The 19,239-nt window shown below is 68.7% G+C and carries 15 protein-coding genes; 13 read left to right on the forward strand and 2 right to left on the reverse strand.

The window, feature by feature from the left end; translation table 11 throughout:
- Positions 1-26: 26 nt before the first annotated feature.
- From kdpC to AAGT95_RS05720, 9 genes are all read left to right on the forward strand, one after another.
- Complete coding sequence (gene kdpC / locus AAGT95_RS05680) at positions 27-638, forward strand: potassium-transporting ATPase subunit KdpC (protein WP_342595816.1); 612 nt, start codon at positions 27-29, stop codon at positions 636-638.
- 70 nt (positions 639-708) lie between these two features.
- Positions 709-3,459 carry a sensor histidine kinase KdpD gene (locus AAGT95_RS05685; RefSeq protein ID WP_342595817.1) on the forward strand — a complete coding sequence of 917 codons (2,751 nt, stop codon included), beginning with the start codon at positions 709-711 and terminating at the stop codon, positions 3,457-3,459.
- A 59-nt stretch (positions 3,460-3,518) separates the two neighbouring features.
- The gene (locus AAGT95_RS05690; protein WP_342595818.1) at positions 3,519-4,223 is read left to right on the forward strand and encodes a response regulator; all 705 of its coding nucleotides are present in this window, start codon (positions 3,519-3,521) and stop codon (positions 4,221-4,223) included.
- 242 nt (positions 4,224-4,465) lie between these two features.
- Entirely contained in the window at positions 4,466-5,236 is a 771-nt protein-coding gene (locus AAGT95_RS05695) for a DeoR/GlpR family DNA-binding transcription regulator (protein WP_342595819.1), read from the forward strand.
- A gap of 17 nt (positions 5,237-5,253) precedes the next feature.
- The gene (gene glmS / locus AAGT95_RS05700; RefSeq protein WP_342595820.1) at positions 5,254-7,083 is read left to right on the forward strand and encodes a glutamine--fructose-6-phosphate transaminase (isomerizing); all 1,830 of its coding nucleotides are present in this window, start codon (positions 5,254-5,256) and stop codon (positions 7,081-7,083) included.
- A 194-nt stretch (positions 7,084-7,277) separates the two neighbouring features.
- Positions 7,278-8,129 (forward strand): ABC transporter ATP-binding protein, encoded by an 852-nt coding sequence (locus AAGT95_RS05705; RefSeq protein WP_342595821.1) that lies wholly within the window; start codon positions 7,278-7,280, stop codon positions 8,127-8,129.
- Positions 8,130-8,329: 200 nt separating this feature from the next.
- Entirely contained in the window at positions 8,330-9,142 is an 813-nt protein-coding gene (locus AAGT95_RS05710; protein WP_342595822.1) for a dipeptide/oligopeptide/nickel ABC transporter ATP-binding protein, read from the forward strand.
- Positions 9,139-10,752, forward strand: a complete 1,614-nt coding sequence (locus tag AAGT95_RS05715) for an ABC transporter substrate-binding protein (protein ID WP_342595823.1) — start codon at positions 9,139-9,141, stop codon at positions 10,750-10,752. Before AAGT95_RS05710 ends, AAGT95_RS05715 begins: the two co-directional genes overlap by 4 nt.
- 13 nt (positions 10,753-10,765) lie before the next feature.
- A complete protein-coding gene (locus AAGT95_RS05720; RefSeq protein WP_342595824.1) occupies positions 10,766-12,553 on the forward strand; it encodes an ABC transporter permease subunit in 1,788 nt (595 codons plus the stop codon).
- 77 nt (positions 12,554-12,630) lie between these two features.
- Here the strand turns inward: AAGT95_RS05720 and AAGT95_RS05725 are convergent, their stop codons facing one another.
- Positions 12,631-13,716, reverse strand: a complete 1,086-nt coding sequence (locus tag AAGT95_RS05725; RefSeq protein WP_342595825.1) for a GTP-binding protein — start codon at positions 13,714-13,716, stop codon at positions 12,631-12,633.
- 254 nt (positions 13,717-13,970) lie between these two features.
- Here AAGT95_RS05725 and AAGT95_RS05730 point away from each other — a divergent pair, with 254 nt between their 5' ends.
- The 4 genes from AAGT95_RS05730 to AAGT95_RS05745 all read left to right on the forward strand — a co-directional run bounded on the left by AAGT95_RS05730 (position 13,971) and on the right by AAGT95_RS05745 (position 18,253).
- Positions 13,971-15,155 (forward strand): S-(hydroxymethyl)glutathione dehydrogenase/class III alcohol dehydrogenase, encoded by a 1,185-nt coding sequence (locus tag AAGT95_RS05730; RefSeq protein WP_342595826.1) that lies wholly within the window; start codon positions 13,971-13,973, stop codon positions 15,153-15,155.
- Between the two features lie 244 nt (positions 15,156-15,399).
- Positions 15,400-16,431, forward strand: a complete 1,032-nt coding sequence (locus tag AAGT95_RS05735; protein ID WP_342595827.1) for an ABC transporter substrate-binding protein — start codon at positions 15,400-15,402, stop codon at positions 16,429-16,431.
- On the forward strand, positions 16,428-17,492 hold the full coding sequence (locus AAGT95_RS05740) for an iron ABC transporter permease (protein WP_342595828.1): 1,065 nt from the start codon (positions 16,428-16,430) through the stop codon (positions 17,490-17,492). The genes AAGT95_RS05735 and AAGT95_RS05740 overlap by 4 nt, the downstream gene beginning before the upstream one ends.
- A complete protein-coding gene (locus AAGT95_RS05745) occupies positions 17,489-18,253 on the forward strand; it encodes an ABC transporter ATP-binding protein (protein WP_342595829.1) in 765 nt (254 codons plus the stop codon). The genes AAGT95_RS05740 and AAGT95_RS05745 overlap by 4 nt, the downstream gene beginning before the upstream one ends.
- Positions 18,254-18,311: 58 nt before the next feature.
- Here AAGT95_RS05745 and AAGT95_RS05750 read toward each other — a convergent pair whose 3' ends face one another.
- The gene (locus AAGT95_RS05750) at positions 18,312-19,238 is read right to left on the reverse strand and encodes an electron transfer flavoprotein subunit alpha/FixB family protein (RefSeq protein WP_342595830.1); all 927 of its coding nucleotides are present in this window, start codon (positions 19,236-19,238) and stop codon (positions 18,312-18,314) included.
- Position 19,239: the final 1 nt, after the last annotated feature.

A 19,239-nucleotide genomic window follows, 5' to 3' on the forward strand; every position in this document is an offset into this window, starting at 1 on the left:
GTCCCTTGCCAACGGAGGTTCTCGAGATGTCATTCGCCTCGTTTCTGAACAGTGCCCGCCTCGGCAGCGCCCGCCGCGACAACGCCGGCGGCGCAGCGACGGCGCTTCGCTTCACCCTGCTCATGGCCGGGCTGCTCGGTCTGCTCTATCCGCTGGTCGTCGTCGGCCTGGGGCAGCTGGCGTTTCCCCACCACGCTAACGGCAGCCTGCTGAGCGACCGGGAAGGCCGTGTCGTCGGCTCCGCCCTGATCGGCCAGCGATTCACCGGCGACCGCTATTTTCAGGGTCGCCCCTCGGCGGTGGACTACGCCGCCGATGCCGTCGCCGGCTCCAATCTGGCGCCGAGCAACCCGGCATTGCGGCAACGTGCCGAGGCCGACGCCCGGCGAATCACCGCCCGTGACGGGGTCCCGCCGGGGCGGATACCGGCGGATCTGCTGACCGCTTCGGGTTCCGGGGTCGACCCGCACATCAGCCCCGAGGCGGCGGCCATCCAGGTCGCGCGTATCGCGAGGGTGCGCGGTCTGGCGCCGTCGGCTGTCACGGCGCTGGTCGAGCGCTATAGTGACCGCGGGGACCTTGGCGAGCCGAGAGTCAACGTGCTGGCGCTCAATCTGGCGCTGGACGGGCGCGAGTGATGCCATTCGCGAGACATCGAGTGCCCGCCGGAGTGTCCCGGACGGGCGAGTGACCGAGGGAGATCGTGCCGTGAATGAGCCTCTTGCCATGCGCCGCCCCGACCCGGACGCGCTGCTGGATACCACCCGGGCCCGCGCCGGTGGCGCGCTGCGGATCTTTTTCGGCGCCGCCCCCGGCGTTGGCAAGACCAGCGCCATGCTGCGCACCGCCCGGGAGCGCTTCGACGCCGGGGCCGACATCGTGCTGGGAGTGATCGAGGCCCACGGTCGCGAGGAGACCGAGCGGCTCTGCGACGGCCTGCCGAATCTGGCGCTGACGCCCAGGGAACGCCATGGTCGCACCTTTCCTGAATTCGACCTCGATGGGGCGCTGGCTCGGCACCCGGCGATCCTGCTGGTCGACGAGCTGGCCCACCGCAACATTCCGGGTGGGCGCCACGCCCGGCGCTGGCAGGATATCGAGGAACTGCTGGAGGCGGGGATCGAGGTCTGGACCACGCTCAACGTCCAGCACGTCGAGAGTCTCAATGACGATGTTGCCCGGATCACCGGCATCCGCATGCGCGAGACCGTGCCCGATCGCCTGATCGCCCGGGCCCGGGACGTATCGCTGATCGACCTCACCCCACTGGAACTGATCGAGCGGCTCAAGCAGGGCAAGGTCTACGTTCCCGAGCAGGCGCGCGCCGCGCTGGAGCACTACTTCTCGCCGGGCAACCTCACGGCGCTGCGCGAGCTGGCGCTGCGAGTGATGTCGGAACGGCTGGATGCGGACGTTCGTCAGGTGATGGACGCCAGCGGCGTCGCCGGCCCATGGCCGGTACGGGCGCGACTGCTGGTCGTCGTTGAAGGCCGCCGGGTCGATCACGTCCTGCTGCGCGCCGCCAGCCGCTGGGCACAGCGCCATCAGGCACCTTGGCAGGTGGTGCAACTGACGCCGTTGCGGGACGCCGACCCGGCCACCGAGAGCGAGTCGAGCAACCTGCGTCAGCAGGCCGAACAGCTCGGCGGCAGTTGGGAGACCCTGAGCGGCGACGATCCGATGGCGGAGCTGCTCGATCATGCCGCGCGTCACAACATCACCGCGCTGATGATCGGGCGTGGCGGTGCGAATCGCCGTGCGGGGCGAACATCGAGCGAAATCGGCTGGCCCGCGAGCGGATGGCGGCGCCCGCTGGTGGAGCGGTTGCTGGCGCGACGCCCGCCGTTCGATCTGATCGTGCTGGCCGACGACGACAGCCCCGCCCGGCGCTCCCGGCCACGCTGGCAGTGGCCGCAGGCCCGCGAATGGCTGTGGCCGATCGCGACGACCGCGCTGGCGGCGCTGGCGGCACAGCTGCTCTCGACTCAGGTACAGCTGGCCAACCTGTCGCTGATCTTCCTGACCGCCGTGCTGGCGAGCGCGCTGCGTGCCGGTACCCGGGCGGCGATGCTGACGGTGGCGTTCAGCGCCCTGACCTACAACTTCCTGTTCACCGAGCCACGCTTCACCCTGGCGATGATCCAGCAGGACCAGATCCTGACGCTGGTGATCTTTCTGCTGGTGGCCGTGGTAGCGGGCCAACTGGCGGGCAAGGTGCGTCGACAGCTCGGTGCGCTGCGTCAGAGTCGTCATCAGATCCAGGAGATGCTGTCGATCTCACGTGCGCTGGCGGGGGCAGCCGATCATGATCGCGTTCGCGACATCGCGCTCAAGGCACTGGCCGATTCGCTGGCGCTACCCTGCGTATTCGTCGAGAGTGACGATCCGGCCGAGGCGCCTCGCGCCACCGCCGCCTATCCGGGCAGCCTCGCCCTCGAGCCCGCCGCGCTCCAGGCCGCCCGCTGGACCCATCAGCACGGCAAGCCGAGCGGGCACGGGACCCAGACCCTCAGCGCCCAGCGCTGGCGATTCCTGCCGGTGGGCGGGAGCGGTGCCACCCGCGGCGTGCTGGGGCTGGCGCTGGGCGATCGCCAGCAGCCGCTCGGTGTCGCCGAAGAGGCGCTGATCGACAGTCTGATCAATCAACTGGCCAGCGCGCTGGCGCGCACCCGACTGGTCGCCGATCTCGGTGCCGCCCGGCTGGCGGAGGAGAACGAACGCCTGCGCTCGGCGCTGCTCTCATCGGTCTCCCACGATCTGCGCACGCCGCTGGCCTCGATCATCGGTTCGGCCAGCTCGCTGCGGGAGCTCTGGTCGCAGCTCGGTGAGGGCGACCGGGAGGAGCTGCTGGATGGCATCCTTGGCGAGAGCGAGCGGCTCAACCGTTACATTCAGAACCTGCTCGACATGACCCGACTCGGCCACGGAGGGCTCAAGCTCGAGCGGGACTGGGTAGCGCTGTCGGATATCGTCGCCTCGGCGCTGAAGCGTCTCGGCTCGGTGGTCGAAACGCTCGAGATCGAGCGCCACATCGCCGCCGACCTGCCGCTGCTCTACGTGCACCCCGCGCTGATCGAACAGGCGCTGATCAACGTCATCGAGAACGCGGCCCGCTTCTCGCCGCCGGGTGGGCGGCTGCGGATCACCGGGGAGCGGGAGGCCGATCGCATCGCGATCCAGGTCAGCGACCAGGGGCCGGGCATTCCGGAAGCGCTGCGCGAACGCATCTTCGACATGTTCTTCAGCGGTGGCGAGGGGGATCGCGGCCCCCAGGGCAGCGGCCTGGGGCTGGCCATCTGCCGTGGCATGATCGGTGCACACGGCGGCGAGATCAGCGCCGGCCCGGCGGCGTGGGGCCTGGGCACCACGATCCGGATCCTGCTGCCGGTCTGGACGCCGCCAGCGGAGGAAGCGACAGTCGGGGACGGCGTCGAGAATGCCCGCGAAAACGGGATCTGACGTCCAACCCACAACGAGAGAAGGCAGCGCATGCAGCAACCACCCACGGGGCGTGAGCCATGAGCGATTCGACGCCCGACCAGCGCGGTCCGCGCATTCTGCTGATCGAGGACGAGCGTCAGATCCGGCGCTTTCTGCGCATCAGCCTGACCTCGCAAGGGTTCGAGGTCGTCGAAACGGAGCATGGCAACGCCGGAATGGCGGCATTCAACCGCCAGCGTCCGGATCTGGTGCTGCTCGATCTCGGGCTGCCCGACATGGATGGCATGGAGGTGCTGGACGCCCTGCGGGCCCAGAGCGAGGTGCCGGTGATCGTGGTCTCGGTGCGAGCCAGCGAAGCGGAGAAAGTCGCCGCACTGGATGCCGGGGCCAATGATTACATCACCAAGCCGTTCGGGGTGCAGGAGCTGCTGGCACGGGTGCGGGCGGCGCTGCGCAAGGCCACGCCCGGCACCGCCGGCGAAGGGCTCAGCCTCGGCGACGTGATCATCGATCTGGCCGGGCGCCGGGTCACCCGGCACGGCGAGAGCATCCACCTCACGCCGCGAGAGTTCAGCGTGCTGGCTGCGCTCGCCCGCCAGCCCGATCGGGTCATCACCCAGCACCAACTGCTGTCGGATATCTGGGGGCCGGTACATGTCCATGACACCCACTATCTGCGTATCGTCATCAGCCGCCTGCGCCAGAAGCTCGGCGACGACCCGGATGCTCCCGCGCTGATCCAGACCGAGGCCGGGATCGGTTATCGCCTGCTGTTGCGCTGAGGCGAAGGCGCGTCGAGTCAATCTATCCACAGCCGGAGGGCAGCGTGACCCGTGCGCTGTGTTGTCCACACCCGCTTCTTCCAGCCTGGCACGCTCTCGCTGTTCCGTTCGCGGTCGTTCATTCGTCGCCATTTCGCGCCGACGCCGAGCACCGATACTTGACCCGATGGCGCGATTGGGTTTTGATTCGAATCCATTATCTTTCGAATCGAAACTTAAAAGCGGATTTCGAAACTCACGCCATGCCGAAACGCGATACTGCTCAGCGACGTCATGCCATCCTTGCCTACGTCAACGCCCATGGCGAAACGCCGGTCGAGGTGCTGGCGTCGCGCTTCGCCATCTCCGAGGTCACGGTGCGCAAGGATCTCTCCTCGCTGGAGAGCAGCGGTCTGCTGCTGCGCCGCTACGGTGGGGCGGCGCCGCTGCCCCAGGAGATGCTCGCCGAACCGGCACAGGTGCTCTCGCCCCACAAGCGCGCCATCGCCCGGGCCGCCCGCGCCCGCATCCGCGAGCACAACCGCATCATCGTCGACAGCGGCACCACCACGGCGGCGCTGATCGGTGAACTCGGTGGCCTGCGTGGGCTGGTGGTGATGACCAATTCGCTCGCCGTGGCCGGCGCCCTGCGCGAGCTCGAACCCGAGCCGGCGCTGCTGATGACCGGTGGCACCTGGGACCCGCACTCCGAATCCTTTCAGGGTCAGGTCGCCGAACAGGTGCTGCGCGCCTATGACTTCGATCAGCTCTTCGTCGGTGCCGACGGCATCGATCTCGACCGCGGTACCACCACCTACAACGAGCTGTTCGGCCTCACCCGCGTGATGGCGGAGGTCGCCCGCGAGGTGGTTGTGATGGTCGAGGCCGACAAGCTCGGCCGCCGCATCCCCAATCTGGAACTCCCCTGGGCTCGTATCGACACCCTGGTGACCGACTGGCGTCTCGAGGCGGCGGATGCCGCCGCCATCGAGGCCCAGGGCGTGACGCTGGTGGTCGCCGACGCGCCCCAATAGCTTCGAGGACATCGAACATGTGTGGAATCGTCGCCGCGCTGGCAGCGCGCAACGTGCAGGGCATCCTGCTGGAAGGACTCAAGCGGCTCGAGTACCGTGGCTACGACAGTGCCGGCATGGCCGTGCTGGATAGCGCAGGCGCGCTGGCGCGCCTGCGTGCGCTGGGCAAGGTCGCGGCGCTGGAGGAGAAGCTCGCCGATGGTGACCTCAAGGGGCATATCGGTATCGCCCACACCCGCTGGGCGACCCATGGAAAGCCCTCCGAGGCCAACGCCCATCCCCATATCGCCGGGCGCCTGGCGCTGGTGCACAACGGCATCATCGAGAACTACGAACCGCTCAAGCGCGAGCTCGAGGCCGAGGGCGTGGTGTTCGAGTCCGAGACCGACACCGAAGTGGTGGCGCATCTGCTCGAACGCGCCTTCGACGCCCACGGCGATCTGCTCGCCGCGGTGCAGGCGACCCTGGCCCGGATCGACGGCGCCTACGCGCTGGCCGTGATGCACGTGGAGGCGCCGCGCGAGATCGTCGGCGCGCGCAAGGGCAGCCCGCTGGTGGTCGGCGTAGGGATCGACGAGCACTTCCTCGCCTCCGACACCCTGGCGCTTTTGCAGGTCACCGACCGCTTCGTCTATCTGCAGGAGGGCGACGTGGTGCGCCTGTCGGATGCCCACGGCATCGAGATCTTCGCCGACGGCGAGCCGGCCGAGCGGGCGGTGCACACCTTCGAGCATGGCGACAGCGCCGCCAGCCGCGGCGAGTATCGCCACTTCATGCTCAAGGAGATCCATGAGCAGCCCGCCGTGATCGCCGCCACCCTGGAGGGCCGGCTGAGCGGCTCCCATGTGCTTGAGAGCAGCTTCGGGGTCGGGGCCAAGGCGCTGTTCGCGCGCGTCAGGCAGATCCATATCGTTGCCTGCGGCACCAGCTATCACGCCGGCCTGGTGGCGCGTTACTGGCTGGAGAAGCTCGCCGGTATCCCGACCACGGTCGAAGTCGCTTCGGAGTATCGCTACCGCGAGGTGGTGGTGCCGGAGAATACCCTCTTCGTCACCCTCTCCCAGTCCGGCGAGACCGCCGACACCCTGGCGGCGCTACGCTACGCCAAGGGGCGTGCGGCCGGCTATCTTGGCGCCTTGGCGATCTGCAACGTGCCGGGCAGCTCGTTGACCCGCGAGTCGGATCTGGCGCTGATGACCCAGGCCGGCCCGGAGATCGGCGTCGCCTCGACCAAGGCGTTCACCACCCAGCTGGTGGCGCTGTTGCTGCTCACCCTGGCGCTGCGCCGCGAGCGCGGCGATGCCCGCGAGACGGCGCTGGTGCAGGCCCTGCGCGGGCTGCCGGCGCTGCTCGAACAGGCGCTGGAGATGGATGGCCCCATCGCCGAGCTGTCGGAGGCGTTCGCCGAGAAGCATCATGCGCTGTTCCTGGGCCGCGGCACCCAGTTCCCGATCGCCCTGGAGGGCGCGCTCAAGCTCAAGGAGATCTCCTACATCCACGCCGAGGCCTATCCGGCGGGGGAGCTCAAGCATGGCCCGCTGGCGCTGGTCGACGCTGATATGCCGGTGATCGCGGTGGCACCCAACGACGAGCTGCTGGAGAAGCTCAAGTCCAACCTGCAGGAAGTGCGCGCCCGCGGTGGTGAACTGTTCGTCTTCGCCGACGAAGGCGTTGGGCTGACCGCCGCCGCCGACCTGCGCGTGCTGCACCTGCCGCAGATCGACGAAGTGCTCGCGCCGATTCTCTACACCCTGCCGCTGCAGCTGCTCTCCTACCATGTCGCCGTGCTCAAGGGCACCGACGTGGATCAGCCGCGCAACCTGGCCAAGAGCGTGACGGTGGAATAGAGCGCGCCGACGCGACGGGCCCCAGCGGGGCCCGTCGTGCCAGCCGTTGCCTCGAATCGTCCCTGACGCCAGGCAGCCCAATGTCTCCCCCGCACATACCGACCTCGCAAGCCGCTCAGACGGCGATAGCACATCTCTGAATCGTTATGTTATAACTTCGCGCTTCTCGGCCTTTCCAGCAGGAGCGTGGCGTGGTGCCCGAGCCCAGTGAGCCCGTGTTGCGGGTGGACAATCTGTCGGTGCATATCGGCACGCAGCGCGTGGTGGCTGGTCTCGACTTCACCGTCGGCGCCGGTGAGCGCGTCTGTCTGATCGGCCCCTCGGGTTCGGGCAAGTCGCTCACCGCGGCGGCGATCCTCGGTATCACCCCCTCCACGGCAAGCGTCGGCGGCAGCATTCGCTTCGGCGCGCATGAGGTCGCTGGTGTGGCGGCGACGCAGCGCCCGCGAGCGCTGCGCATCGGCATGGTGTTCCAGAACACCCAGGCGGCCCTGAACCCGCTGGTGAGCGTGGGCGCCCAGTTGAGCGAGCCTTTCGTGCGCTTCCATGGGCTGTCGCGGCGGGCGGCGCGGGCCGCTGCCGCCGAGCTGCTGACGCGCATGCGCCTCACGGCGGCCACCGAGCTGTTGACGCGCTCGCCCGCCGAACTCTCCGGTGGCCAGCGCCAGCGGGTCTGCGTGGCGCTGGCGCTGGCCTGCAAGCCTTCACTGATCGTGGCCGACGAGCCGACCACGGCGCTCGATGCGCTGACCCAGGCGGAGGTGCTGACGCTGCTGCACGAGACCACCGGTGGCGCCGGGAAGCCTGCGCTGCTGTTCATCTCCCACGACATGGGGGGGGCCAGCCGGCTGTGTCAGCGGGCGGTGATTCTGGAGCAGGGGCGGATGATCGAGAGTGGCCCGCTGGCGGATCTGGTCGCGTCACCCCAGCAGCGCTTCACCCGCGAGCTGGTGGCTGCGATGCGCAGCGCCGAGATAACGCCCGAGATGCTGGCGGCAACTGACGCCTACTCCATCTCCGGCGCTGCTGCGGTGGGGGCGCGATGAGACACCACGACGATTGCCATCCGTCGAAAGGCGACGACGACGTTCGCCCAGACGCTGATGGCTTTTCTCCAAACGCTGACGGCGCTTCTCTAAACGCTGACGGCTCTTGTTTAAACGCTGATGGTTCTCTCCTTAGCGCTGATGGCTCTTATTTAAACGCTGATGGCTCCCTTCTGCGCGTCAGCGGGCTGAGCCGCTGGGTGGCGGGGCCGCGTCGCTGGGGTTGGCGGCGCGAACGGCAGCCGATCCTGAAGGCGGTGGATTTCGCCATCCGCCCGGGAGAGTTGATCGGTCTCGCCGGCGTCTCCGGGGCGGGCAAGTCGACGCTGCTCAATCTGATGCTGGGTCTGGCACGTGCCGACAGCGGCGAGATCTGGTGCCAGGGCCGGCGTATTCAACCCGGCTCGGTGCGTGTGCTGCGCTGGTACCGCCGGGTGGTGCAGTACATCCCGCAGGACCCCGCTGCCTCCCTCGACCCGCGTATGCGGGTCCGCGAACTGGTGCGCGAACCGCTGGTGCATCTGGGCATCGATGGCGATCACCGGCGGCGGGTGAGCGAAGCGCTGGCGCAGGTGGGGCTGGATGGCAGCTTTCTCGAGCGGCGCCCCGAGTCGCTCTCGGGCGGGCAGGCGCAGCGCGTGGCGATCGCCCGGGCGATCGCGGTGCGGCCCCGGCTGCTGCTGGCGGACGAGCCGCTGAGCGGGCTCGACCTGCCGGTCCAGGCCAAGGTCACCCAGGTGCTCAAGTCGCTCAACCACGACGCCGACATCGCCCTGCTGCTGATCTCCCACGATCTCTCGGTGGTGTGCCGGCTGTGCCAGCGCACGCTGATCCTCGATGCCGGTGCGATCATCGAAGATCGCCCCACGGCGGCGCTGTTCCGCCAGCCGGCCCAGGCGCACACCGCAGCGCTGCTGCGCGCCGCCACGACCTTTTCTACCACCTTGTCCATGCCCGTTCCGCCCTCGGAGGCCGCTGGGCGCCACCCCACGACCCAGGAGATCCCCTCGTGACCTTCTCTGCCTCTGTGATGCCCGCCACCGCCGCGACGCCCCGGCGCGCCTCGGCCACACGCCGCCCGGTCAGCCTGCTGCGGCGTGCCCTGACGCTGCCGCTGATGGTGCTGTCGTTCTCTCTTCTCGCCGGCTGTGGGCAGGATGAGGAGACCTCGGCGGCGCGCGACGATGCCCCCGGGAAGACGCAGACGCAGGATCGGCGACTCCGCGTCGCCATGCTGCAGCCGCCCCGCTCCGGGCTCAATCCGCTCACCGACGACGCCTTCAAGCTGTCGCGCTGGCGCACCGCCGAGACGCTGATTCGGCTCGATGCCGACGGCGATCCGCAGCCGTTTCTGGCCACCGAATGGGAGCAGCTCGACCCCCAGACCTGGCGCTTCACCATCCGCCCGGACGTGACCTTCCATGACGGCAGCGCGCTGACCGTCGAGCAGGTGGTCGCCTCGCTCACCGCCGCGACCAACGCCGTGCCCAAACCGCGCATTCTCGATGGGGTCGAGATGCGCATCGAGGCCGACGGCGAGAATGCGGTCATCGTGCGCACCGCAGATACCGACCCGCTGGTGCCCAACCGGCTCTCCAGCCCGCAGTTGGCGATCATGGCGGCGAGAGCCTACGCCCAGGCGGGTCACGTCGATCCCATCCGTGCGGGTACCGGGCCCTTCGTGCTCACCGAGATCAATGGCACCCAGAGCGCCACCCTCGAGCGTTACGACGGCTACTGGGGCGAGCGTGCCGAACTCGCCGGTATCGATGCCGACTACGTGCCCGATGGCACCGCCCGTGGCGCTGCGCTGCGCACCGGCACGGCGGATGTGGTCGAGGCGGTGCCGGTGTCGCAGGTGGCGCTGATCGACCCATCGCTGATTCATGAAGTGCCGATGCCGCGCACCAACACCCTCTATCTCAATACCGCCTCCGGGCCGTTCCAGGCCCCGACCCTGCGTGCGGCGGCGCGTGAGGCACTGGATCGTGGTGCCCTCGTGCGCACCGTCTACGAGGGCCGCGCCGACGTCGCCGAAGGGCTGCTGGGCCCGGCACTGGCCTGGGCGAGCGAGCTGCGCCAGCCGCTGGCCCAGCGCACCGCGGCCGCCGAGCCCGATGGCGTTCGCATCACCCTGGCCACCTTCACCGATCGTGCCGAGCTGCCGGAAGTGGCGGTGCTGCTCGAACAGCAGCTCGAGGCGGCGGGTTTCGACGTCCAGCAGGAGGTGCGCCAGTACGCGCATATCGAATCCGACATGCTGGCGGGCAAGTTCGACGCCTTCATCCTGTCGCGGGCGACCCTGCTCGACTCCGGTGATCCGGTCGCCTACATGGTCAGCGACTTCTCCTGCGCGGGCTCGTTCAATATCGCCCAGCTGTGCGACCCGGCGATCGATGCGGCGCTGGCCAAGGCCGGCGATCTGCCGCCGGGGCCCGAGCGTCGTCAGGCGATCATCGCGGCCGAGGCGGCGATCCTGGAAACGGACGCCGCGGTACCCATGCTCCACGAGCGGGTGATCCAGGGCGAAGCCACCGATGTGGTCGGGGCGCTGCGCGACCCGCGCGAGCGTGAGTTGATCGACGAGCACACCCACTTCCGCCAGACTGCCGATGCCCGCTAGTGAGCCAGCGAGTGTGACCCCGCGGTCTACCGGGGTGGCATGGCACTGGGAGGCGTGGCAGCGGCTGTTGCCGACGCTGTCGCGGCTGGTGACGCTGGCCGGCGTGGTGGTACTGGTGGGGCTGCTGCCGTGGCTCTCCGGGCGCGACCCGGCGCTCAGCATTCTGCGCGCCCGGGCCGGCGATCAGAACCCGAGCGCGGAGGCGCTGGACGCCATCCGTGCCCAGCTCGGCCTCGCCATGGGGCCGTTCGAGAAGCTGGGGCACTGGCTGAGCGGGCTGTTCCGGGGCGATGCCGGGGTGTCGTGGATCTCCGGCACGCCGGTGCTGCCGGGCATGCTGCAGGCAGCGCAGGTCTCGCTGACGCTGATGGCGGCAGCGCTGGGGGTGGCGCTGGTGGTCACCCTGCTGATCTGCCTGCCGACGCTCAAGCGCGGGCTAGCCGGCGAGGCGACGCCGACCTCCGGTGCGCTGGGGGCGACGCTCACCGCGCTGCCGGAGTTTCTGCTCGCGGCGCTCTTGCTGGTGGTCTTTGCCGCCTGGCTACGCTGGTTGCCGCCCTATGGCTGGGGTGACTGGCGCCATCTGATCCTGCCGGCGGTGGCCCTCGGCCTACCCGGCGGTGGTCTGCTCGGGCGGCTGTTCGGCGATGCGCTGACGGCGGCGTTCTGCGAGCGCTGGGTAGTGACCTGGCACGTGGCCGGCTTTGCGCGCCGGCGTATCGCCCTGGCGGCGATCCAGCGCACCCTGCCCAGTCTGCTGCCGCAGGTGGGGCTGGTGATGGTGGGGCTGACCGGCGGCGCGATCGCGGTGGAGCAGGTGTTCTCCATTCCCGGACTGGGGCGGGCCACCCTGGGGGCCGCCTCGGCGCAGGATCTGCCGGCGCTGCAGACCGGTATTCTCATACTGATCGTCATCGCCATCGTACTCGGCGGGAGCGCCAATCTGTGCCGGACGCTGCTGCTGGGGCGTACGCTGCGTGCCGGCGCGGTGCCGGTGACAGTGACGCCACCCCAGCCCGGGCGCTGGCGCTGGCTGGTACCTGCCCTGGCGGCGTTAGCGCTCGCGCTGATCATCGTCGCCGGGTTGGGGCGCGACCCGCTGAGTTCGGCCTATCTGCGGCTGCAGCCGCCGAGCCTGGCGCTGCCGCTGGGGGCCGACGGGATCGGTCGCGACATTCTGGCGCGGGTGAGTCATGGCGCGCTCTCGACCATGGGCATGGCGCTGCTGGCGGTGGGCATCAGCTTTCTGCTCGGGGTGACGATCGGACTGATGCCGCGCCTCGCCGCGGGGCCGATCGAGATCACCAATGCCACCCCGCCGGTGATCGCCGGGCTGATCGTCGCCGGCCTGCTGGGGCCGAGCGCCAGCGGCGCGGTGATCGCGGTCACCCTGGTCAGCTGGGCGCCACTGGCGGCCCATACCGCGGCGCTGGTGGCCGAGACGCTGGGCCAGCCGCATGTGCGCATCACCCCGATGCTCGGGGTGGGGCGGCTGCGGCTGCTCACCCGCTATCTGCTGCCGGCGGTGGTCGGCCCGGTGTTCCGCCACGCCATGCTGCGCCTGCCGGGCACCGCACTGGCGCTGGCGGCGCTGGGCTTTCTCGGGCTGGGGCCGCGGCCACCGGCACCGGAGTGGGGGCTGCTGCTGGCCGAGAGCCTGCCCTATCTCGAACGCGCGCCCTGGGCGGTGCTGGTACCCGCGCTGGCGCTGGTGCTGATGTCGATCCTGGCGGTCTCGCTCTCCAGCGCCGGGTCGCTGCCGCGGTGGCGCCCGCGGGGAGCAGCGCCGGCCCCGGCCTGAATGCCTCCGGCAACGGCGATCCTCGCCGGACCCGACGCCCCGCGGCACCGATAACATCTCGGTGCCGCGGGGCGTTTCTACGTGACTGCCACCAGCACGCTCTCCAGCGATTCGCGCGGGATGTCCCGGGTGATGAATACCAGCCGCGAGCGGCGGTCGTCATCGGGCCAGGCGTCGAGCTCCACCGGCGGGTGGAAGATGTGCTGCACGCCGTGGATCACGGTGGGGCGCTCGCGCCCGGCGAGGTTGAGGATGCCCTTGATGCGCAGCATGTTCTCGCCCATCAGCGCCGTCATCAGCTCGAGCCAGGCTTCGAAGCGGCCGAGTTCGATCGGTGCGTCCAGGGTGAAGCAGTGGGCGCGAATGCGGTCGTCGTGGCGGTTGGGGTCTTGCCCGGGAGTGTCGCTGCCCGCCGGGGCGAGCAGTGACCCGGCAGCCGCGGGGCCGGTGCTGAAGGCCAGCCCGGCCAGACTCGGTGGCTGGGCGTAGGCGTCGATCCAGCGGGCGAGATCGGGGCGGGTGCCGTCTGCCCCCATCAGCCCCAGCCCGGTCAAGGCGGCGGCTTCGATCTCGCCCTGGACCACCTGGCGCTGGCCGGCCCCCGGATTGATCTCGGCCAACCGCCGGGCGAGTGCTGCCAGCGCCTCTAGAGGCGCCAGATCGGCTTTGGTCAGCAGCAGGCGGTCGGCCACCGCGGCCTGCTTGAGCGCTTCCGGGTGGTGGTCGAGGGTGGCGCTGCCGTGGACGGCATCGATGGTGGTGACGATGCCGTCGAGCCGGTACTGACCGACCAGCCTGGGCTCGGTCATCAGGGTGTGCAGGATCGGCGCCGGATCGGCCAGGCCGGTGGTTTCGATCACCACGCGGTCGAACTGGCGCCGGCCCTCCCGGGCGTAGCGCCAGGGCGCATCGCGCAGCGTGCGGGCGAGGTCGCCGCGGATGGTGCAGCACAGGCAGCCGCTCTCCAGCGCCACCACCTCGGTCTCGTCGGTGGCGCTGAACAGGCGGTGATCGAGCCCGATCTCGCCGAACTCGTTGATGATCACCAGGGTGCGGTCCATGTCGGGCTGGCGGACCAGACGATTGAGCAGGGTGGTCTTGCCGCTGCCGAGAAAGCCGGTCAGCAGGGTGACGGGGATCGGGGTCGTCGCGGTCTTGGGCATGGCAGGCGGACCAGAGGGCGGATGAGTGTCGTCGGTGGAAAGCTTTTTGTCGGAAACCGATAGCGCGTCAGAGTTGTTATGTTATAACGTATCTTACGTTAACCATGTCGGTATCGTCACGAGTGTAGCGTGTCGACCCGCCGACGTGACGCCCTCAAGGTCACTACGCCACGTCTCGACTCAACGTCGCTCTTCACAGTCACGACTCAGGGTCACTGAGACCTTGCCTCACTTTTCCGTTGACGGAGGTCCTCATGAAAACGCGCGCCGCCATTGCCTGGGAGCCGAATCGCCCGCTGGAGATCGAAGAGATCGATCTCGAAGGGCCCAAGGCGGGCGAGGTGCTGGTCCGGATCGTCACCACCAGCCTCTGCCACACCGACATGTTCACGCTCTCGGGGCGCGATCCCGAAGGACTCTTCCCCTGCGTGCTGGGGCACGAGGGCGTGGGGATCGTCGAGGAGATCGGCAAGGGCGTGACCTCGGTCGCGCCGGGCGATCACATCATCCCGCTCTACACCCCGGAAGATCCCGACTGCCCCTATATCCGGTCCGGCAAGACCAACCTGTGCCAGACGATACGCAAGACCCAGGGGCAGGGGCTGATGCCGGACGGCACCAGCCGCTTCTCCTACAAGGGCAAGATGCTGCGCCACTACATGGGCACCAGCACCTTCAGCGAGTACACCGTGCTGCCGGAGATCGCGGTGGCCAAGATCAACCCCGAGGCGCCGCTGTCCAAGGCGTGCGTGATGGGCTGTGCGGTGCCCACCGGCATCGGCGCGGTGCGCAACACCGCCAAGGTGCAGCCGGGGGATACCGTCGCTGTCTTCGGCCTCGGCGCGGTGGGCATGGCGGTGATCCAGGGTGCCAAGCTGCAGGGCGCGGGGCGGATCATCGGGATCGACGTCAATCCGGCCAAGTTCGCCCTGGCCGAGTCGCTGGGCGCCACCGAGTGCCTGAATCCGAACGAGCACCCCGAGCCGCTGCACGAAGTGATCATCGACATGACCAACGGCGGTGTCGACTTCTCCTTCGAGTGTGTCGGCAACGTGCGCCTGATGCGCGCGGCGCTGGAGTGCTGCCACAAGGGCTGGGGCGAGAGCATCATCATCGGCGTCGCCGGCGCCGGTGAGGAGATCGCCACGCGCCCGTTCCAGCTGGTCACCGGGCGGGTCTGGCGCGGCAGCGCCTTCGGTGGCGTGCTGGGGCGCTCGGAGCTGCCGGGCATGGTCGACGAGTGGCTCTCTGGGCGCTTCGACGTCGACCCCTACATCACCCACAACATGACCCACGATCGCATCAACACGGCGTTCGATCTGCTCCACCGCGGTGAGGCGATCCGCTCGGTGATCCACTACCAGCCGCAGGAGACGATGACCGGGGATCTGCCCGGGGTGACCCTCGGCGACAACCAGAAGACCCCCGAGCCCGCCTGATCGCGGCGCTTCCGCTCCGCCCGAGGTCGCAGGGACGCCCGGCTCGTCAGAGTCGGGCGTTTGCGTGCTGACTGTTCAAAGCGGGTTGTCGGGGAAGTGGCTTCAGATAGCCATAGATATGTTATATCATAACATTTCATTGCTGTCCGGGTGGTCTGCGGCTCTGCCCGCTCGCGGTCCGGGCCGCTTCGTTTGTGACCGCATCGAGACCTCCAGCGAGTTTCGGACACGACTCAGGCAGCCCATGTACAAGCCATTCATCAAAGCGCTTCCCGGGGTTCTGGGCGTACTCGCAGCCGCGATCGCGCTCCCGGCAACCGCCCAATCCACCCACTATCCGCTAACGCTGGACAACTGTGGCGTCACGTTACGCATCGCCGCCCCGCCTCAGCGAGTGGTCACGGTGGGCCAGTCAGCAACCGAAATTCTCTACTCGCTGGGGTTGGCTGACAGGGTGAAGGGGACCTCGGTCTGGTTCACGCCGGTGTTGTCGCAGTTTCGCGAAGCCGATGCCAGCATCGAACGCCTGGCCGACAACGATCCGAGCTTCGAATCGGTGGTCAACAAGCACCCGGACCTGGTGGCCGCGCAGTATGAGTGGCATGTCGGCCCCACTGGCAGCGTGGGCACTCGGGAACAGTTCGCAGAGCTGGGCATCGCGACCTACGTGATGCCCGCCGACTGCGATAGCAAGGACAATTCGACCGGGGGTGACGGGACGCGCACGGCTGCCTTTTCACCCGCTTCGGTCTACAAGGGCATCGCCCAGCTGGCGCAGATTTTCGATGTCGAGCCCGTCGGAGCGCGTCTGATCGCGTCGCTGAAGGCGCGCCAGGCGGATGCCGTCGCCAGGGCCAAGGCACTCGATCTGCCCGAGGATTTGTCGGCGGTCTTCTGGTTCTCGTCGCCGGATACCGGGGTGGCGCCCTATGTCGCCGGTCGCAAAGGGGCGCCGGGCTACATGATGCAAGTGCTGGGTATCCATAATGTCATCCGTTCCGACGACGAATGGCCAACCGTCGACTGGGAGACCATTGCGCGTGCCGATCCGGACATCATCGTGATCGCCAGCATGGATCGCCGTCGCTACCCCGCCGATTCGGTGGCGGTGAAGCGTGCCTTCCTGCATCAGGACCCGGTGGCGCGGGAAATGAGGGCGGTGAAGCAGGGACACATCATCGAGATGAACGCTCACGCCATGAGCGCTACCCTGCGCACGATCTACGGGCTCGACACGCTGGTCGATGCGCTGTCGACGATGTCGTTCACGCGATGACGGCAGTCGCCGCGAAAGGCGGGGCGTGGGGGTGGGGCCACTGGCTGTGGCTGGCGCCTTGTCTGATGTTCGGTGCGCTGCTGGCGGGTAGCGCGATCGGTGAGACCACGATCGCGCCGCAGACCATCGTCAAAGTGCTTGCCAATCGCCTCACTGGCGCCCACTACGCCGTCGATCGTATCGATGCCGGCATCATCTGGAACTATCGCTTGAGTCGCTCCGTCATGGCGGGCTGCTGCGGCGCCGGGCTCGCGCTGGCCGGGGTGGTGCTGCAGGCGCTGCTGCGCAACCCCTTGGCCGACCCCTACCTGATGGGGATTTCCGCCGGCGCCTCGACCGGCGCCGTGCTGGTCGCCGTCGCTGGCTGGGGGGCCGGGGCCGTCACGCTCTCCTCGGGGGCGATGGTGGGGGCGGTGGGGGCATTCATTCTGGTGACGCTACTGGCGGGAGCCGCTGGCGGCAGCGCGGGGCGCGGCAGCACGATGCAAGCTTCCGGCACGATCATTCTGGCGGGGATTGCCGGGTCCAGCCTGTTCAATGCGCTGACCGCCTTCATCATCGCCAGATCGGCGAGCGCCGAGCAGGCCCGTGGGTTGATGTTCTGGTTGATGGGCAATCTTTCCGGTGTGCGCTGGGACGATACCCGGCTGGCGGTGCCCACGGCGCTGATCGGGCTATTGGTGTGTCTCTGGTATCGCCGGGCGCTCGATGCCTTTACCTTCGGTGCCGACAGCGCGGCTTCCCTGGGCATCGCCGTGCGCCGGGTGCGTGGCATCCTGATCGCTAGCGTGGCTCTGGTCACGGCGGTGATGGTGTCTCGGGTCGGCGCCATCGGCTTCGTCGGCCTGGTGGTGCCACACGCGGTGCGCATGCTCGTGGGCAGTCACCACGCTCGGCTGGTGCCGATCTCGGCGCTGGCCGGGGCACTCTTTCTGATCGCCGCCGACATTGTCTCGCGCATCATCGTCGAGGGGCAGGTACTCCCGATAGGCGTGATCACCTCGCTGATCGGCGCGCCCTGCTTCGCCCTGATCCTACTGCGTGGAGCGCATGCGAAATGAAGCTCGTCGCCGACGATGTCACGTTCTGGGTGCGTGGTCAGTATTTGCTCGAGGGGATCGATCTGACGGTCCATCCCGGCGAAAAACTGGGTCTGATCGGACCCAACGGCTCGGGCAAGTCGACCCTGCTGAGGCTGCTCGCCGGTCTCGACAAGCCCAAGCGCGGGCGTGTCCTGCTGAACGAGCGCGACATTTCGCGCCTGTCGCGGCGCGACGTGGCACGCGCATTGGCACTGGTCGAGCAGCAGGCCACGACCGACGCGCGTATCGAAGTCCAGCAGGCGGTCAGCCTGGGGCGCACGCCCTTTCTCTCGCCACTGCGCCCGTGGCGTGACGAGGATGCACGTATCGTGGCACGCGCGCTGGATGCTGTCGGCATGGGGCATCTGGCGGCGCGGCGCTGGCAGACGCTCTCCGGCGGCGAGCGTCAGCGTGCCCATCTGGCCCGGGCTCTGGCGCAACAACCGGGTCTGCTGCTGCTCGATGAGCCGACCAATCACCTGGATATCCATCATCAGCTCGCGCTGTTCCAACTGATCGAGCATCTGCCGTTGACCGTGGTCGTCGCGCTGCACGATCTCAATCAGGCGCTGGCCTGTGATCGTCTCGCGTTACTCGATCGGGGGCGCCTGGTCGCCGTCGGGGCGCCCCACGAGGTGCTGACCGCCGCCCGGCTGCGGCAGACCTTCGGTGTGCACGCGGACATTCTGCATCTGCCCGACGAGCCGCTACCGGTGATGCGCTTTCGCCAGGCGGTATGAGGCGCGCCTCGCTTGAGCCGCAACAGGTCAAAACACTCAAGCGCTGGAGGCGCCAGATCTACAGCCGGCTCTCGAGGGCCGGTATCACTTCGAACAGGTCACCCACCAGCCCGTAGTCGGCGATGCCGAAGATCGGCGCCTCCTCGTCCTGGTTGATCGCCACGATCACCTTGGAGTCCTTCATCCCGGCGAGATGCTGGATCGCGCCGCTGATGCCCACGGCAATATAGAGATCCGGCGCCACCACCTTGCCGGTCTGGCCCACCTGCAGGTCGTTGGCGGCATAGCCTGCGTCCACTGCGGCGCGCGAGGCACCGATGGCCGCCCCGAGCTTGGCCGCGACGCCGTCGAGCAGCTTGAAGTTCTCGCCACTGCCGAGGCCACGCCCGCCGGACACGATCACCCGTGCGCTGCCGAGTTCCGGCCCGTGGCTGGTGGCGAGTTCGTCGCCGACGAAGGTGGACAGCGTGTTGTCGACCACGATACCGAGCGCGCGGATCTCGGCGCTGCCAGTCTCTGCCACGGCATCGAAAGCGCTGGTGCGCACGCTCACCACCTTGAGCGGGGCGTGGTTGCTCAGCGTGGCGATGGCGCTACCGGCATAGATGGGGCGCTTGAAGGTGTCGGGCGCCTCGATGGCGATGATGTCGGATATCTGCGGCACGCCCTTGAGCGCGGCAACCCGCGGCAGGATGTCCTTGCCGCTGCTGGAGGCGGCTGCGAGGAGGTGACTGTAGTCGTCCACGCAGGCGACGATCAGCGCCGCCATCGGCTCCGCCAACTGGTGGGCATAGACCGCATGATCCGCCGTGAGAACCGCACGCACGCCGTCGAGACGGGCGGCGGCAGCGGCCACGGCGTCGATCCCTTCACCGGCCACCAGCAGGTCGACCTCTGTGCCCAGGGCGCGGGCCGCGGCGACCACGTGGGCCGTGGAGGCGGCCAGGGCGCCATCCCGATGCTCTACCACGATCAGTGTGCTCATG

It is taken from the genome of Salinicola lusitanus (genome assembly GCF_038648475.1).
Classification (GTDB): Bacteria; Pseudomonadota; Gammaproteobacteria; order Pseudomonadales; family Halomonadaceae; genus Salinicola; species Salinicola lusitanus.

Bases quoted from the DNA above. Each gene is read 5' to 3' on its own strand.
- kdpC (WP_342595816.1), top strand. From the start codon at position 27: ATGTCATTCGCCTCGTTTCTGAACAGTGCCCGCCTCGGCAGCGCCCGC.
- AAGT95_RS05690 (WP_342595818.1), top strand. From the start codon at position 3,519: ATGAGCGATTCGACGCCCGACCAGCGCGGTCCGCGCATTCTGCTGATC.
- AAGT95_RS05695 (WP_342595819.1), top strand. From the start codon at position 4,466: ATGCCGAAACGCGATACTGCTCAGCGACGTCATGCCATCCTTGCCTAC.
- glmS (WP_342595820.1), top strand. From the start codon at position 5,254: ATGTGTGGAATCGTCGCCGCGCTGGCAGCGCGCAACGTGCAGGGCATC.
- AAGT95_RS05725 (WP_342595825.1), bottom strand. From the start codon at position 13,716: ATGCCCAAGACCGCGACGACCCCGATCCCCGTCACCCTGCTGACCGGC.
- AAGT95_RS05730 (WP_342595826.1), top strand. From the start codon at position 13,971: ATGAAAACGCGCGCCGCCATTGCCTGGGAGCCGAATCGCCCGCTGGAG.
- AAGT95_RS05735 (WP_342595827.1), top strand. From the start codon at position 15,400: ATGTACAAGCCATTCATCAAAGCGCTTCCCGGGGTTCTGGGCGTACTC.
- AAGT95_RS05740 (WP_342595828.1), top strand. From the start codon at position 16,428: ATGACGGCAGTCGCCGCGAAAGGCGGGGCGTGGGGGTGGGGCCACTGG.
- AAGT95_RS05745 (WP_342595829.1), top strand. From the start codon at position 17,489: ATGAAGCTCGTCGCCGACGATGTCACGTTCTGGGTGCGTGGTCAGTAT.
- AAGT95_RS05750 (WP_342595830.1), bottom strand. From the start codon at position 19,238: ATGAGCACACTGATCGTGGTAGAGCATCGGGATGGCGCCCTGGCCGCC.